18 protein-coding genes and 3 tRNA genes are annotated in these 14,790 nt (G+C 72.6%); 14 read left to right on the forward strand and 7 right to left on the reverse strand.

What is annotated here, in order from left to right:
• Positions 1-98 precede the first annotated feature (98 nt).
• Positions 99-1,352, reverse strand: coding sequence for an APC family permease (locus AC4OXY_RS29090; protein WP_491991339.1), 1,254 nt, complete (start codon positions 1,350-1,352; stop codon positions 99-101).
• A gap of 164 nt (positions 1,353-1,516) precedes the next feature.
• On the opposite strand from AC4OXY_RS29090, the gene AC4OXY_RS29095 reads away from it, so the two are divergent.
• Positions 1,517-1,783 (forward strand): GlsB/YeaQ/YmgE family stress response membrane protein, encoded by a 267-nt coding sequence (locus tag AC4OXY_RS29095; protein ID WP_356027474.1) that lies wholly within the window; start codon positions 1,517-1,519, stop codon positions 1,781-1,783.
• A gap of 110 nt (positions 1,784-1,893) precedes the next feature.
• Here the strand turns inward: AC4OXY_RS29095 and AC4OXY_RS29100 are convergent, their stop codons facing one another.
• Positions 1,894-2,382 (reverse strand): YajQ family cyclic di-GMP-binding protein, encoded by a 489-nt coding sequence (locus tag AC4OXY_RS29100; protein ID WP_356027471.1) that lies wholly within the window; start codon positions 2,380-2,382, stop codon positions 1,894-1,896.
• Positions 2,383-2,609: 227 nt separating this feature from the next.
• Here AC4OXY_RS29100 and AC4OXY_RS29105 point away from each other — a divergent pair.
• Positions 2,610-2,691 (forward strand) — tRNA-Tyr (locus AC4OXY_RS29105).
• A 113-nt stretch (positions 2,692-2,804) separates the two neighbouring features.
• Here AC4OXY_RS29105 and AC4OXY_RS29110 read toward each other — a convergent pair.
• Complete coding sequence (locus AC4OXY_RS29110; RefSeq protein WP_376293373.1) at positions 2,805-3,035, reverse strand: DUF7489 domain-containing protein; 231 nt, start codon at positions 3,033-3,035, stop codon at positions 2,805-2,807.
• A gap of 170 nt (positions 3,036-3,205) precedes the next feature.
• On the opposite strand from AC4OXY_RS29110, the gene AC4OXY_RS29115 reads away from it, so the two are divergent.
• Both AC4OXY_RS29115 and AC4OXY_RS29120 read left to right on the forward strand, forming a co-directional pair.
• Positions 3,206-3,430: a hypothetical protein gene (locus AC4OXY_RS29115; protein WP_356027610.1), complete on the forward strand. Its 225-nt coding sequence runs from the start codon at positions 3,206-3,208 to the stop codon at positions 3,428-3,430.
• A gap of 42 nt (positions 3,431-3,472) precedes the next feature.
• Positions 3,473-3,685, forward strand: a complete 213-nt coding sequence (locus AC4OXY_RS29120) for a hypothetical protein (RefSeq protein ID WP_356027425.1) — start codon at positions 3,473-3,475, stop codon at positions 3,683-3,685.
• Positions 3,686-3,784: 99 nt separating this feature from the next.
• Here AC4OXY_RS29120 and AC4OXY_RS29125 read toward each other — a convergent pair whose 3' ends face one another.
• Positions 3,785-4,441: an SDR family oxidoreductase gene (locus AC4OXY_RS29125; RefSeq protein WP_491991340.1), complete on the reverse strand. Its 657-nt coding sequence runs from the start codon at positions 4,439-4,441 to the stop codon at positions 3,785-3,787.
• A gap of 213 nt (positions 4,442-4,654) precedes the next feature.
• A complete protein-coding gene (locus AC4OXY_RS29130) occupies positions 4,655-5,920 on the reverse strand; it encodes an amidohydrolase family protein (protein WP_356027420.1) in 1,266 nt (421 codons plus the stop codon).
• Between the two features lie 688 nt (positions 5,921-6,608).
• On the opposite strand from AC4OXY_RS29130, the gene AC4OXY_RS29135 reads away from it, so the two are divergent.
• The 8 genes from AC4OXY_RS29135 to AC4OXY_RS29170 all read left to right on the forward strand — a co-directional run bounded on the left by AC4OXY_RS29135 (position 6,609) and on the right by AC4OXY_RS29170 (position 11,770).
• A tRNA-Thr gene (locus tag AC4OXY_RS29135) sits at positions 6,609-6,681 on the forward strand.
• A gap of 46 nt (positions 6,682-6,727) precedes the next feature.
• Positions 6,728-6,800: transfer RNA gene (locus AC4OXY_RS29140), tRNA-Met, on the forward strand.
• Between the two features lie 90 nt (positions 6,801-6,890).
• On the forward strand, positions 6,891-7,055 hold the full coding sequence (gene rpmG / locus AC4OXY_RS29145; RefSeq protein WP_003948671.1) for a 50S ribosomal protein L33: 165 nt from the start codon (positions 6,891-6,893) through the stop codon (positions 7,053-7,055).
• A gap of 192 nt (positions 7,056-7,247) precedes the next feature.
• A complete protein-coding gene (locus AC4OXY_RS29150) occupies positions 7,248-7,700 on the forward strand; it encodes a MaoC family dehydratase N-terminal domain-containing protein (protein WP_071373380.1) in 453 nt (150 codons plus the stop codon).
• A gap of 7 nt (positions 7,701-7,707) precedes the next feature.
• Complete coding sequence (locus tag AC4OXY_RS29155; protein WP_356027418.1) at positions 7,708-8,136, forward strand: MaoC family dehydratase; 429 nt, start codon at positions 7,708-7,710, stop codon at positions 8,134-8,136.
• Between the two features lie 148 nt (positions 8,137-8,284).
• Entirely contained in the window at positions 8,285-8,854 is a 570-nt protein-coding gene (locus tag AC4OXY_RS29160) for a TetR/AcrR family transcriptional regulator (RefSeq protein WP_362823185.1), read from the forward strand.
• Between the two features lie 88 nt (positions 8,855-8,942).
• Entirely contained in the window at positions 8,943-10,424 is a 1,482-nt protein-coding gene (locus AC4OXY_RS29165; protein WP_491991341.1) for a DHA2 family efflux MFS transporter permease subunit, read from the forward strand.
• Between the two features lie 290 nt (positions 10,425-10,714).
• Entirely contained in the window at positions 10,715-11,770 is a 1,056-nt protein-coding gene (locus AC4OXY_RS29170) for a UDP-N-acetylmuramate dehydrogenase (RefSeq protein WP_491991342.1), read from the forward strand.
• A gap of 9 nt (positions 11,771-11,779) precedes the next feature.
• Here AC4OXY_RS29170 and AC4OXY_RS29175 read toward each other — a convergent pair whose 3' ends face one another.
• Positions 11,780-12,421 (reverse strand): NAD(P)-dependent oxidoreductase, encoded by a 642-nt coding sequence (locus AC4OXY_RS29175; protein ID WP_491991343.1) that lies wholly within the window; start codon positions 12,419-12,421, stop codon positions 11,780-11,782.
• A 106-nt stretch (positions 12,422-12,527) separates the two neighbouring features.
• Between AC4OXY_RS29175 and AC4OXY_RS29180 the strand changes: the two genes are divergently transcribed.
• Positions 12,528-13,145: a TetR/AcrR family transcriptional regulator gene (locus AC4OXY_RS29180; RefSeq protein WP_356027409.1), complete on the forward strand. Its 618-nt coding sequence runs from the start codon at positions 12,528-12,530 to the stop codon at positions 13,143-13,145.
• Between the two features lie 98 nt (positions 13,146-13,243).
• Positions 13,244-13,720: a hypothetical protein gene (locus AC4OXY_RS29185; protein ID WP_491991344.1), complete on the forward strand. Its 477-nt coding sequence runs from the start codon at positions 13,244-13,246 to the stop codon at positions 13,718-13,720.
• On the opposite strand, the gene AC4OXY_RS29190 is transcribed toward AC4OXY_RS29185, so the two are convergent.
• Complete coding sequence (locus AC4OXY_RS29190) at positions 13,665-14,705, reverse strand: adenosine deaminase (protein WP_362823183.1); 1,041 nt, start codon at positions 14,703-14,705, stop codon at positions 13,665-13,667. The two genes, AC4OXY_RS29185 and AC4OXY_RS29190, sit on opposite strands and share 56 nt — an antisense overlap.
• Positions 14,706-14,790: the final 85 nt, after the last annotated feature.

The raw sequence follows: 14,790 nt of genomic DNA on the forward strand, positions 1-14,790 counted from the left end.
ACCGCCACTGGCGACTTCTCCCGCCGACGCGCCGGGCCTCGCCCCGGTACCGACGACGGCTCACGCGCGCGTGCCGTAACCAGCGCTCCGGCAGCGCGTCACGGGCGGCGCCGGTCCGCCCACCACCGTCGTACACCGTAGGCCGCCGCGCCCGCCACGAGCACGCCCGCTCCCGCCGCGACCGAACCGGCGGGCAGCGCGAACGCCAGCGTGGCGCAACCCAGCAGGCCCGCCACGGGTACGACGCGGGACCGCGGGGCCGGACTCAGCGTCCACGCGGAGGCGTTGGCGACGGCGTAGTAGGCCAGCACACCGAAGGACGAGAAGCCGATCGCGCCGCGCACGTCCACCGTCGCGGCCAGTACGGCGACCACCGAGCCCACGGCCAGCTCCGCCCGGTGCGGCACCCGGAACCGCGGATGTACGGCCGCGAGCGCCGCGGGCAGATGCCCGTCCCGGGCCATGGCGAGCGTCGTACGGGACACCCCGAGGATCAGCGCGAGCAGCGAACCCAGCGCGGCCACCGCGGCCCCCGCGCGCACCACCGGCACGAGGCCCGGCGCCCCGGCAGCCCGCACTGCGTCGGCCAGCGGCGCCGCCGCCTGCCCGAGCAGGGCCGGGCCGAGGACGGCGAGCACCGCGACGGCCACGCACGCGTACACCAACAAGGTGATCCCGAGGGCCAGCGGGACGGCGCGCGGGATCGTCCGTGCCGGATCCCGCACCTCCTCGCCGAGAGTCGCGATCCGCGCGTACCCGGCGAACGCGAAGAACAGCAGCCCGGCTGCCTGGAGCACCCCGTTCGCGCCCGACGACAGCCCTATGTCCAGCCGTTCGGCGCCGGCCCGCCCCGAGGCGAGGCACACGACGACCACGGCCGCGAGGACGGCCAGCACGACGGCCACGATCGCCCGGGTCAGCCACGCCGACTTCTGGATCCCGCCGTAGTTCACGGCCGTCAGCGCCACCACCGCCGCGACCGCCGGCGCGTGCGCCTGTCCCGGCCAGACGTAGGCGCCCAGGGTGAGTGCCATGGCCGCACAGGACGCCGTCTTGCCGACCACGAACGCCCAGCCGGCCAGGTACCCCCAGAAGGCGCCGAGCCGCTCCCTGCCGTACACGTACGTCCCGCCGGAGGCCGGATGGCGGGCGGCGAGACGGGCCGAGGACATGGCGTTGCAGTAGGCCACCACGGCCGCGAGCGCCAGCCCGGGCAGCAGACCCGACCCGGCCGCGCGGGCGGCCGGGCCCAGGGTCGAGAAGACACCGGCGCCGATCATCGAGCCGAGACCGACGACCACGGCGTCGCGTACGCCCAGCGTGCGCCGCAGGCCCGTGCCGGATGTGGTCATGCGCCGCACCCTGCCGCACCCTGCCGACCGTCGCAACCAGGTGAGGGACCCGTGACGTCCTCTCCATCGACGCGACACGAACACGCGCGCGTGGACAGCGAGTCCTCACCGGATCCTCAGCAGCGGGACCGTGCGAGGAGAGCTGGGAAGGGCAGGTTCACGACATGAGCATCATCGCTTGGATCATCCTGGGCCTGGCGGCCGGAGTCATCGCCAAGGTCCTCCTGCCGGGGCGTGACCCCGGCGGCTTCATCGGTACGACCCTCATCGGCATCGCGGGGGCGTTCATCGGCGGCTGGATCTCGGCCCGCTGGCTGGACCACCCGATCACCAAGAGCTTCTACGACGGTGCCACCTGGGCCGCGGCCGTCGGCGGCTCGCTGGTGCTGCTGATCGTCTACCGCATCCTGTTCGGAAACTCACGCGACTGAGCCCCCGTGGGACGCGACCCTGACACGTGGGACACCGCAGGGGTGGGCCGCCCGGAACCGGGCGGCCCACCCCTGCCGTTGCGCTCGCTGTCGCTGTTCCCGCCGGTGTCCTAGCGGTAGTTCACGAACTGGAGCGCGAAGTCGAAGTCCTTGCCCTTCAGGAGCGCGATCACGGCCTGGAGGTCGTCGCGGCTCTTGGAGGTGACGCGCAGTTCCTCGCCCTGGACCTGCGCCTTGACGCCCTTCGGGCCCTCGTCACGGATGATCTTCGCCACCTTCTTCGCGTTCTCCTGGGAGATGCCCTCCTGGATCGACGCGAAGATCTTGTACTCCTTGCCGGACAGCTGGGGTTCGCCGGCGTCCAGCGCCTTCAGCGAGATGCCGCGCTTGATCAGCTTGGACTGGAAGACGTCGAGGACAGCGTTCACCCGGTCCTCGGAGTTCGCCTCCATGAGGATCTTCTCACCGGACCACGAGATCGAGGCGCCCACGCCCTTGAAGTCGTAGCGCTGCGAGATCTCCTTGGCGGCCTGGTTGAGGGCGTTGTCGACCTCCTGCCGCTCGACCTTCGAGACGATGTCGAAACTGGAGTCGGCCATGTCCTGTGGCTCCTTGTATCGGGGTGCGAATCGGGTGCGTGCCGGCGTGCGCGGCGGCGGCCGCCGGGCCCGGCGAGTCACCGGGCCGCATCCGCACCAGCCTAGCCACCCCGGGAGCCGAGAGGCGGAGATCAACCGGGTGGCGAAGCACCCCCCTGCATCAGGTATTGTTTACGTCGTTGCCAGGGAGCACCGCCGAGAAGCGGTCTTCGACGGCAGCAAAACCCGGCGGTGTGCCCGAGCGGCCAAAGGGAGCAGACTGTAAATCTGCCGGCTCAGCCTTCCCAGGTTCGAATCCTGGCGCCGCCACACGGGAACGAGAGCCCCGTGATCTGTGAGAGCAGATCACGGGGCTCTCGTCGTTCTCCCGATCGGCGTGCCCTGTCCGGCCCTGCCGCCGGTCGTCGGCTGTTCGCTGCCGGCTACGGGTGCGCCTTGACCGGGGCCGTGGTGCCCGCTTCCTTGACGAGTCGATCGCCGGTGGCCAGCGACTCCCAGAGGGCCTTGTCGATGCGGGCCTTCTTGGTCGTGCCGTCCTGGAGGCGGACTTCGACGTAGTGGTAGTGGTTCGAACCGTCGGGCGCCTCGCGGGTCTTGTCGATGACGATGCCGTCCCAGGCGTCTTCTTCATGCACTTTGCGTGATTTGAACATTTCATCACTGTAGCCAGGCAGGCCAGGCCGGGTGCCGGAACGCGACCCAGGGGGCTTGATGGAGAGCGTCCTGGGCCTCCTTCACTAGAATCGAACGTGTGAGCGATAAAGGGGAGTTCGGGATGACCGGTCAGGGTGCGGGGCTCGGCGGCGCGGACGATGCTGGAGCCATGGCCGGGAAGCGACCCATCATCGTGCACCTGCCGTCCCCGACCGGTGGTCGTCGCGTCCGCGTGGACGGCGAGATCCTCGGCCTGGCGCACAGCCTGCGGGACCTGGTGGAGTTCCTGCGCCGCGCGGGGCTGGAGATGGAGCCGGAGCAGGTGGCCGACTCGCCTCTGATCGACTGGCGCGGGGTGGGGCCCGACCGCTGGGAGGCCGAGACCCGCACCTGACCGGCGCTGTCGTACGCGCACGCGTACGGGCACACTGGCGGCATGCCCTCCCGACGCAGAACCTGCCCCGTCTGCCGCCGCGACATCGCCGTCGTCGCGGGTCGTTTCGCGCGGCACGACCCGCCCGGGGCGCGGGAGAACGGCGAACTCGTCTCCTGCGCCGGGTCGCGTCGGCAGGCGCAACTCGGGGCGGTCCAGCCGGCGTTGGACGGATACGCCGTACCGGAGTTTCCCGGGCAACTGCCCCTGTTCTGACCTGGAGACATCTGACGGAGTGACAGCGGGCGGCGGGGCAGCGGTCGGTGAGGTGGTGGTCGGTGGTGGCTCCGACCGTTCAACGGCCGGTGGCCCGCCTCAGTTCCCGGCCACCGACTTCACCGCGACCGACACCGGCTGCGATCCGCTGATCAGCTCCAGCGTCAGGCCGGTCGTCGCCGGAGTGTCCACCAACTCCGCGAGGACGGCTGCCACGTCGTCCCGCGGGATCATCCCGCGCCCGGTGTGCGCCTCCAGGCGGACCTGGCCGGTACCGGCGTCGTTCGTCAGCGAGCCGGGGCGCAGGATCGTCCAGTCCAGGGCCTTCTGGCGGGTCACGTACGCGTCGGCCTCGCCCTTGGCCCGCAGGTACGCGTCGAAGACGTCGTCGCCCTGGTGCGCGGGATCCGCGCCCATCGAGGACACGACCAGGAAGCGCCGTACGCCCGCGCGGACCGCCGCGTCCGCGAACAGCATCGCCGCGCCCTTGTCCACCGTCTCCTTGCGGGCCGTGCCGCTGCCCGGGCCCGCGCCGGCCGCGAAGACCGCCGCGTCGGCTCCCTGGAGATGTGCCGCGACCTCCTCCACCGAGGCGGACTCCAGGTCGAGCAGGACCGGCTCGGCGCCGGCCGTCCGCAGAGCGTTGCCCTGCTCGGACTTGCGGATGATCCCCGCGACCTCTTCCCTGCGCGCGGAGAGCAGACGCTCCAGCCGCAGCGCGATCTGACCATGACCACCAGCGATGACAATGCGCATGAATCCGACCGTACGCCCGAAGAGGCGCATCCGCCGCACGGGTCAACCGGCATGGCCGGAGCGCGCCGGGATCGCGCGCCCGGCCCTGCGCCGGGCGTGCACAGGAGGCATGGGGCGCGCGTCCGGAGCCATGCGCCTGGCGGGCGCGTACGGCGCCCCGCGCGCACTGGGGCCGTTCGCGCCCACCCCCCGGCGGCAGCGCCGTGCGCCCGCCTACGACAGTTCGCCGCGCCCCTGCCGGGGCAGCCCCAGCTCCGCTGCCGCCGCCGAGTTGCAGTACTCGCGGACCGCGCTCGTGCGGGCGACCACGCGCCCCCGGTGGATCACGATCCGGCTGTAGGCCAGGGAGAGGGCACCGGGGAGGCGCTCGCCGCGCACGGCCAGGAGGTCGGCGGGGAAGCCCGCCTCCACGCGCACCTCCGGCAGACCCAGGACCGCGCGGGCCGAGGTGCTCACGGCGTCGTAGGCCGCCTCCGGGCGCAGGCCGTGGGCGGAGGCGAGCAGGTAGGCGGCCTCCAGGGGGTCGCCGCGGCCGACCGGGTTGGAGACGTCGCGCAGGGCGCCGCTGCCGGCCGCCACCCGCACCCCGGCCGAGCGCAGCATCCGTACGGGAGGCGTGCCCCGGCGGTCGGTGGCGCAGCAGCCGCCCTGAGGCAGGCACACCACGGTGACCCCGGCCGCCGCGAGCTGGTCGGCGGCGCGGGAGGCGACCTCGGAGGGCAGGCGCGAAAGCCCGGCGCACGGCCCGATCGCCACGCCGGGGCGCAGGCCCCCCGCCATGGCCGCGAGCCGGGACAGGCGGGCCGGGTCGGCGGCGTCCGTGTGCAGGTCCACCGGGCAGCCGTGCTCGGAGGCCATCTCCAGGACCGCCTCGACGTAGCCGGCGGGGTCGGGGTCCAGGTCGGGGCAGCCGCCCACCACGGCGGCGCCCATCTTCAGCGCGTCGCGCAGCATCGCGAGCCCGTCTGCCCCGGCCGCGCCGGTCAGCAGGCGCGGCGTCGCCACCGTCGTCAGCTCCGCGAGCCCCCGCAGCGACCGCCGCGCCTGGAGGACGGCGCCCAACGCGCCGAGGCCCTGGACGTCACCCACGCGCACGTGCGCGCGTACCGCCGTCGCCCCGTGCCCGAGCTGCAGCAGGGCCGCCTCCGTCGCCCGGCGCTGGACGTCGTCCGGGGCGTACGACACCGGCCCGGGGCGCTCGGCGGACAGGGCGGTGTCGCCGTGGGCGTGCGGTTCGGCCGGGGCCGGCAGGAGCAGATAGCCGCTGAGATCCAGGCGTGTGGCGCCCGTACGGGCCGGTCCCGGCGCGAGACTGCCGGTCGTGCCCACCGCCTCGATGCGCCCGCCGCCCAGCCGTACGTCCACGGTCCGGCCGTCGGTGAGCCGCGCCCCGCACAGCAGCAGGGCGGCAGGGTCGGACGGCCCGGAGGAACCCGGGAAGTTCGACGGCTGGTGGGGCTGCGGCTGACTGTCGGGCATCGCGCTCCAGGGTCGGGGCCGGGGGCTCGGGGCGGGCTCGCGTGAGGGCTGCGGGGCGCTTTGCCCCCAAGATCACGCAGAGCGAGTCGAGCCTAGGGTGGCGAGCCGCGCGGGATGCGTAGGAGCGCAATAGTCGTACCGGTGTGGTCCGCCCATGGCAGTACAGATGTCGCCCGCCCGCGTGGCCCCCCGCCTCTCCCGACGACGCAAAGCGCGACGACGCCCAAGCGCGACGACACCCACGCGCGCGTGCCGCATCCCGACGGCGAGGCGTCCGGAGACGCCGGCGGGCTGATGACGCCCACGCGCGTGTGCCGGACCCTCCTCGTCACCGCCACCCGCACCCGTCAACTGGGTGGCGCCCGCGCGCGTGCCCCGCCGAGCGTCCGCCGCAGGGACCTCGAACCAGCGCACCTGGGCCGGCACACCCGGGCCTGCGGGCCGGGGCCGACGAACCCGAGCCCGCGAAGGCGGGCGCAAGCGTGCGTGTGACTCCGACCCCGAGCACCCTCCGTCGCCACCTCCCGAGGCGCGAGAAGCGCGGGGTGGAAAGGCCCCGCACGGGTCCGCGGCCGCGCCTCTTCTGCGGCTCAGGAGGCGGCTGCGCGGGCTGAGATGAGGGCTGGGAAGGGCTGCCGGATACGGATTTGGGTGAACGGCGGCGGACCGTGTAATGTCTTCATCGCTCGCCCCAATAGCTCAGTCGGCAGAGCGTCTCCATGGTAAGGAGAAGGTCAACGGTTCGATTCCGTTTTGGGGCTCTGGTGTGAGAGGTTCCCGTCGAAAGGCGGGGTCCGATCGCATCACAGCGGTGTAGCTCAGTCGGTAGAGCAAGCGGCTCATAATCGCTGTGTCACCGGTTCAAGTCCGGTCACCGCTACTGACAGTAGCCGATTGCGGGGTCGGTCCTTCGATCGGCTACTCTTTCTTGCGTTGAATCAGTCCATCCGTTCGTCTTAGGAGCACTCACGTGGCTGCCACCGACGTCCGCCCGAAGATCACGCTGGCCTGCGTGGAGTGCAAGGAGCGGAACTACATCACCAAGAAGAACCGGCGTAACAACCCGGATCGTCTGGAGATGAAGAAGCACTGCCCGCGTTGCAACGCGCACACTGCGCACCGCGAAACGCGCTGATCAGGCTCGTATGCGAGGCCGTCCCCTTTCGAGGGGGCGGCCTCGCGTCGTTTCACCGGATCGCCGACCGGAAGATCCGGAATCCGGCTTGCCGCGTCCAGCTGGCCGGGCCCACGTCGTCCCCCGCGTATTCCCTGGCCGGTTACGGCTAGTTTTGGGGCCATCACAGCAGACTTCAGGAGGTGCCGGGCCATGGCGCTCGACCAGTCCTTCGTGGGACGGACCTACCCGCCCACCGCGCCCTACGAGGTGGGCCGGGAGAAGATCCGCGAGTTCGCCGAGGCGGTGGGAGAAGCCAACCCGGCGTTCACGGATCCGGAGGCCGCGAAGGCGTTCGGGTATTCCGATGTGATCGCCCCGCCCACGTTCGTGTTCTCGATCACGTTCCGGGCCGCGGGCCAGGTGATCGAGGACCCGCAGCTCGGCCTCGACTACAGCCGCGTGGTGCACGGCGACCAGAAGTTCGCCTACAGCCGCCCGGTGCGTGCCGGCGACCGGCTCACGGTCACCTCCACCATCGAGGCGATCAAGTCCCTCGCGGGCAACGACATCCTGGACATCCGCGGTGAGGTGCACGACGAGGCGGGCGAGCACGTCGTGACCGCCTGGACCAAGCTCGTGGCCCGCGCGGCCGAGGAGGCGTGAGGACCTGATGACGGCGAAGATCGCGTACGACGACGTCGAGGTCGGCACCGAGCTTCCGGCGCAGACCTTCCCCGTGACCCGTGCCACCCTCGTGCGTTACGCGGGCGCCTCCGGGGACTTCAACCCGATCCACTGGAACGAGAAGTTCGCCAAGGAGGTCGGGCTGCCGGACGTCATCGCGCACGGCATGTTCACGATGGCCGAGGCGGTCCGCGTGGTCACCGACTGGACCGGGGACCCGGGCGCGGTCGTGGAGTACGGCGTCCGCTTCACCAAGCCGGTCGTCGTGCCGAACGACGACAAGGGCGCCCTGATCGAGGTCAGCGGCAAGGTCGCGGCCAAGCTGGACGACAACACCGTCCGCGTGGACCTGACGGCGACCAGCGGCGGCCAGAAGGTGCTGGGGATGTCCCGGGCCGTCGTACGACTGGCCTGACGGCATACGTGACGCGCTGAGCCGGCCGGCGCGCAGTGCTGAGGTAAGGGGCGCCCTCCGGGAGGGCGCCCCTTACGTACGTTCCGCTCCGTGCATTCCGAGCGGGTCGCGATTGCCAAGTTAGTGATTGAGTACTAACTTAGCCGCCATGCCCAGGATGAGTGCGGAGGAGCGGCGCGAGAGCGTCATTCGCGCGGCGACCGCCGAGTTCGCGCGCGGTGGCTACCACGGCGCGACCACGGAGGCGATCGCCCGGCGGGTCGGGGTCTCGCAGCCGTATCTCTTCCGGCTCTTCCCGGGCAAGAAGGCGATCTTCCTCGCGGCGGCCGACCGCTGTGTGGAGGACACCATCCGCACCTTCGAGGAGGCCGCGAAGGGGCTGGAGGGCCAGGAGGCCCAGAGTGCCATGGCGAACGCGTACACCAGGGTCATCGCGGAGCGGCCCGAGCGGCTGATGATGCAGATGCAGATGTACGTCGCCGTGGCGGCGGCCGAGGCGGAGGGTGACCGCGAGTTCGGCGAGGGGGTGCGGGCCGGCTGGATGCGCCTGTGGGACACCGTGCGCGCGGCGCTCGGCGCGGACGCCGACGGGACGACCGCCTTCATGGCGCACGGGATGCTCATCAACTGCCTGGTGGCCATGGGCTTCCCGGGCGGGCACCGGGTGTGGGAGGGGATCTACGCGTCGGGCGAGTCCAAGGGCTGCCTGGAGGAGTAGGGGCGTCGTGGACCGGGAGGACCGGCGCTTTTTCATGACCACGAAAGTTAGTCATCAATAACTAACCGAATCGCTCTCTGGGGGAGAGATGTCACAGCAGAACGCACCGAGCACAGGCCGCGGGGGAGCCGTCTGGGCCCTCGTGATCACCAGTGTCGCCGGATTCATGGCGGCCCTCGACAACCTCGTCGTCACCACCGCCCTGCCCTCCATCCGCAAGGATCTCGGTGGGGCGCTGGACGACCTCGAATGGACCGTGAGCGCCTACACGCTCACCTTCGCCGTCCTGCTGATGTTCGGCGCCGCACTCGGTGACCGCTTCGGGCGCCGACGGCTCTTCATCGCCGGACTCACCGTGTTCACCGGCGCGTCCGCCGCCGCGGCCATGGCGCCCGGCATCGGCTCGTTGATCGCCGCCCGCGCGGTCCAGGGTGTCGGCGCGGCCGTGATGATGCCGCTCACGCTGACCCTGCTGACCGCGGCCGTGCCCGCCGCCCGGCGCGGGACGATGTACGGCATCTGGGGCGCCGTCAACGGCCTCGCCGTCGCCTCCGGGCCGCTCATCGGCGGCAGCCTCACCGAACACGTCTCCTGGCACTGGATCTTCTGGCTGAACGTGCCGCTGGGTCTCGCCGTGCTGCCGCTCGCCCGGCTGCGGCTCGCCGAGTCCTACGGCACCGGATCCCCGCTCGACGTCCCCGGCACGCTGCTGGCCAGCGGCGGGCTCTTCGGGGTCGTCTACGGCCTGGTCCGCGGGCCGGCCGACGGCTGGAGCGACGTCGTGGTGCTCACCGCGCTGTTCTCCGGCGCCGCCCTGCTGGCCGGCTTCGTGATCTACAGCTCTCGCGCGGAGCACCCGATGCTCCCCATGCGGCTGTTCCGCTCCCGCGCCTTCGCCGGGATCAACGCGGCCAGCCTGCTGATGTTCGTCGGGATGTTCGGCTCGATCTTCCTGCTCAGCCAGTACATGCAGGGCGTGCTCGGCTGCTCGCCCACCGAGGCGGGCCTGCGGATGCTGCCGTGGACCGGTATGCCGATGCTCGTCGCGCCGGTCGCCGGAATCCTGTCCGACCGCATCGGCGGCCGCCCGGTCGTCGCCGCCGGCCTCTTCCTCCAGGCCGTCGGGCTCGGCTACATGGCCGTCGTGGCCACCGCGGACGCCTCCTACTCCGTCCAGCTGCCCGCCCTGATCGTCAGCGGGGTCGGCATGGCCCTGTACTTCGCTCCGGCCGCCAACCTCGTGATGTCCGGCGTCCGCCCGCAGGAGCAGGGCATCGCCTCCGGCGCGAACAACGCGCTGCGCGAGGTGGGCGGCGCGCTCGGCATCGCCGTGATGTCGTCGATCTTCTCCGCGCGGGGCGGTTACGGGAGTGCGCAGAGCTTCGTGGACGGCCTGCGGCCCGCCCTGGTCACCGGCTCGGCGGTGGTCGCCGTCGCCGCGCTGGCGGCCCTGGTGATCCCGGCGCGCCGCGGTGCCGTCCCGGCCGGCCCGGAGGACGAGCGGGCGCTCGACCGCACCCAGGGGCCCGCCTCCGGCGAAGCCGCCGCGTTGGAGACCACCGCCCGCTGATCAGGGAACTCACCGACAGGAGCCCGGCTCGTGGTGCCCGTTCTTCCCCGGACCCCGGCGACCGCTCCGCCGCGGGCACGCGCGTGTGCGTGTGTGTGCGTGCCGGTCGCCGAGCGTGGCCGACGGCCGGGCGTGGCGCAGCCGGACGAGGGCCACGCACGCGTTGCCTGCGCGCGCCGTGGCCGGATCCGCGGGGCCACCGTGTGCCGGACGGGGGCGGAGTCCGGTGAGGCGGGCCGGGGGACCGCGCGCGTGACGGGCTGTCCGAGGCGTCTCGTAGTCTTGGGGCCGTGCAGGTACTCCACGACGCCCCCCTTGCCCCGCTGACCACGTTCCGGCTGGGCGGTCCCGCGACGCGGCTGGTGACCGCCGAGACCGACGCCGAGGTGATCGACGCCGTCCGCGAGGCGGACGACAGCGGGACCCCGCTGCTGATCGTCGGCGGCGGCTCGAACCTGGTCATCGGCGACAAGGGCTTCGACGGCACCGCCCTGCGCATCGCCACGCGCGGCGCCGAACTGCGCGGTACGACGCTGGAGCTGGCCGCCGGCGAGGTGTGGACGGACGCCGTGGCCCGCACGGTCGAGGCCGGGCTCGCCGGGATCGAGTGCCTGGCCGGCATCCCGGGCTCCGCGGGCGCCACGCCGATCCAGAACGTGGGCGCCTACGGCCAGGAGGTGTCCTCCACCATCACCGAGGTGATCGCCTACGACCGGCGCGCGGGCCAGACGGTCACGCTGACGAACGAGGAGTGCGGCTTCTCGTACCGCCACAGCCGTTTCAAGGCCGACCCCGCGCGTTACGTCGTCCTGCGCGTCCGCTTCGGGCTGGAGGACGCGGGCGGGCTGTCGGCGCCGGTCAAGTACGCGGAGGCGGCGCGGGCGCTCGGCGTGGCGCCCGGTGACCGGGTGCCGCTGGCCGACGCCCGCGAGACCGTGCTGAAGCTGCGCGCCGGCAAGGGCATGGTGCTCGACCCCGAGGACCACGACACCTGGTCGGCCGGGTCCTTCTTCACCAACCCGATCCTCACCGACGAGCAGTTCGCCGCGTTCCACGCGTGCGCGTGCGAGCGGCTGGGGGAGGGCGTCGAGCCGCCCGCCTATCCGGCGGGTGAGGGCCGCACGAAGACCTCCGCGGCCTGGCTGATCGACAAGGCGGGCTTCACCAAGGGCTACGGCACCGGGCCCGCCCGCATCTCCACCAAGCACACCCTGGCCCTCACCAACCGGGGCGCGGCCACCACCGAGGACCTGCTGGCGCTGGCCCGCGAGGTCGTCGCCGGTGTCCGCGAGGCCTTCGGGATCACCCTCGTCAACGAACCGGTGACCGTGGGCGTCAGCCTCTAGCACGGCGGTTCAGTAGGCCACGCCGACTCCCTGCTTCACCGTCCGCTCGTCGTCGATCATCGACAGCATCGCGTGCGCGACGTCCGCGCGCGCGATGAAGCGGCCGGCCCGCGGGAAGCCGTGGACGACCGTGCGGTAGCGGCCGGTGAGCGGCTTGTCCTGGAGGCGCGGGGGCCGCACGGAGGTCCAGTCCGTGCCGCTGCGGGCCAGCTCGGCCTCCATCTCGGTGAGGTCGGCGTAGACGTCCTTGAGGACGGCCTTCACCACCCCGCGCACGGTCCGGTCCAGGGCGCCGTCGCCCTCGGGCGCGGGGCCGACCGGACCGGCGCTGACCACCAGCAGCCGCCGTACGCCCTCGGCCTCCATGGCGCGCAGCACCGTGCGGGTCAGCCGGGTGGCCACCCCGGCGTCCTTGCGGCTGCGCGCGCCCAGGCCGGACAGGACGGCGTCCCGGCCCGCGACGGCGGCACGCACGTCCTCCGGGTCGCTCAGGTCGGCCTGGAACACGTCCAGCGCGCCACTCCTGACGGCTGTGACGTCGAACCGGGACGGATCGCGGACGACGGCGGTGACCCGGTGGCCGGCGTCGAGCGCCTGGCGGACGATCTCCCGGCCGATGCCTCCGGTGGCGCCGAAAACGGTGAGGTCCATGAGTGCTGCCCCCGTACTCGGGATGGGTGGGTGAGTGTTCACTCACCCCTGCTCCCTCTAGAGTGGGTAAACACTCACCCACCCGTCAAGCCCGATTGGACGTCTCATGGAGTCAGAGCCGAAGCCCGCGCGCGTGCGCATCCTCGACGCCGCACACGAGCTGATGCTCACCGTCGGGCTCGCCCGCGCCACCACCAAGGAGATCGCGCGCGCGGCCGGCTGCTCGGAAGCGGCTCTCTACAAGTACTTCGACAGCAAGGAAGAGCTGTTCGTCCAGGTGCTCAAGGAGCGGCTGCCCCGTCTCACGCCGCTGCTCGGCGGCCTCGCCGCCGCACCGGGACAGGGCACCCTGGAGGCCAACCTCACCGAGATCGCGCGCCAGGCCGCCCTCTTCTACGAGCAGAGCTTCCCGATCGCCGCCTCCCTGTACGCCGAACCGCAGCTCAAGGAGCGCCATTTCGAGGCGCTGCGCGAGCTCGGCTCGGGCCCGCACCGGCCGATCCGGGACCTGGACGCCTACCTGCGCGCCGAGCAGGCCGCGGGCCGCGTCCGCGCCGACGCCGACACCTTCGCGGCCGCCTCCCTGCTGCTGGGCGCCTGCGCGCAGCGCGCCTTCGCCTACGACGCCACCGACACCGGGAAGCGGCCGCCGGTCGACGCCTTCGCCGCGCGGCTCGCGAAGACCCTGCTGGGCGGAATCTCCGTCGCGCCGCTCTCCGCGTGAGCCGCACGCCGGGGCCCTCCGCCCCCTGCGCCACACCTCGCTGCGCGCCCCCGAGCCCATCGGGCGCCTCCGCCACCTCCCGGCACACCGTCGTCCACGTGCCGCTGCGCGACGGCGTCCCGCCCGACGAGGGCGCCCGGGAACTGGTCGACCTCGTCCTGGTCCACCACACGCTCGGCCTGCGCCCCAGCCGGTGGCCCGAACCGCGCGGCAAGCTGCGCGGAGGCACCCCGCCGGCCGTCCGCACCGACGAGCCCCGCACCGCGCGGGACACCGCCGCCTGGCGCGCGCGTCCGGACCGCGCCGGCTTCCGGGACGAACTGCGGCACGCCACGCACGCGCGTACGTTCTTCCACTTCGGCAGGGACGTGTTCGCCGGGACGGCCGTCTGGTTCGCCCACGCGGCGGGCAACGGGCCGCACCAGACGGGTGCCGCCCCGGCGCCGGTCCAGCCGCCCGGCGGCGGACACTGCGTCGACGTGCTCGTCTGCTTCAAGCCCCATCCGCCCTACGCCCGCTTCAGGCGGCCGGGCGCACCAGCCAGTCGTCCACGCCGGCCAGCAGCCGCGCCTTGACGTCCTTCGGGGCGGCCGAACCGCGCACCGACTGACGCGCCAGCTCGGCGAGTTCGGCGTCCGAGAAGCCGTGGACGTGCCGGGCGATCTCGTACTGGGCGGCCAGCCGCGAGCCGAACAGCAGCGGGTCGTCGGCGCCGAGCGCCATCGGGACGCCCGCCTCGAAGAACGTGCGCAGCGGCACGTCCTCGGGCTTCTCGTACACGCCGAGCGCCACGTTGGACGCCGGGCACACCTCGCAGGTCACCTGCCGGTCCGCCAGCCGCTTCAGCAGCCGCGGGTCCTCCGCCGCACGGACGCCGTGCCCGATCCGGTGGGCGTGCAGGTCGTCCAGGCAGTCGCGCACCGAGGCCGGGCCGGTCAGCTCGCCGCCGTGCGGGGCCGACAGCAGGCCGCCCTCGCGCGCGATGTGGAAGGCCCGGTCGAAGTCGCGCGCCATGCCGCGCCGCTCGTCGTTGGAGAGCCCGAAGCCGACCACGCCCCGGTCCGCGTACCGCACCGCCAGCCGGGCCAGGGTGCGCGCGTCCAGCGGATGCTTCATGCGGTTGGCGGCGACCAGGACGCGCATGCCGAGTCCGGTCTCCCGGGCGGTGGTGTCCACCGCGTCCAGGATGATCTCCAGCGTCGGGATCAGGCCGCCCATCCGGGGCGCGTACGACGTCGGGTCCACCTGGATCTCCAGCCAGCCCGAGCCGTCCTTCAGGTCCTCCTCGGCGGCCTCGCGGACGAGGCGCTGGATGTCCTCCGGCTCGCGCAGGCAGGAGCGCGCCGCGTCGTACAGCCGCTGGAAACGGAACCAGCCGCGCTCGTCCGTGGCCCGCAGTCTCGGCGGCTCGCCGCTGGTCAGCGCGCCCGTCAGGGCGTCGGGCAGACGGACGCCGTGCTTGTCGGCCAGTTCCAGCACGGTGGCCGGTCGCATCGAGCCGGTGAAGTGCAGGTGCAGATGGGCTTTCGGCAGCTCAGAGAGATCACGTACACGCTCCATTCCAGGATCCTGCCGTACGTCCCCGAACTCCCGGAAGTCGTTTCCCTGAACGTGGTCTTGCTCGCACACAGAAGCGGGCCGTCTC

It is taken from the genome of Streptomyces sp. HUAS MG56 (assembly GCF_058673395.1).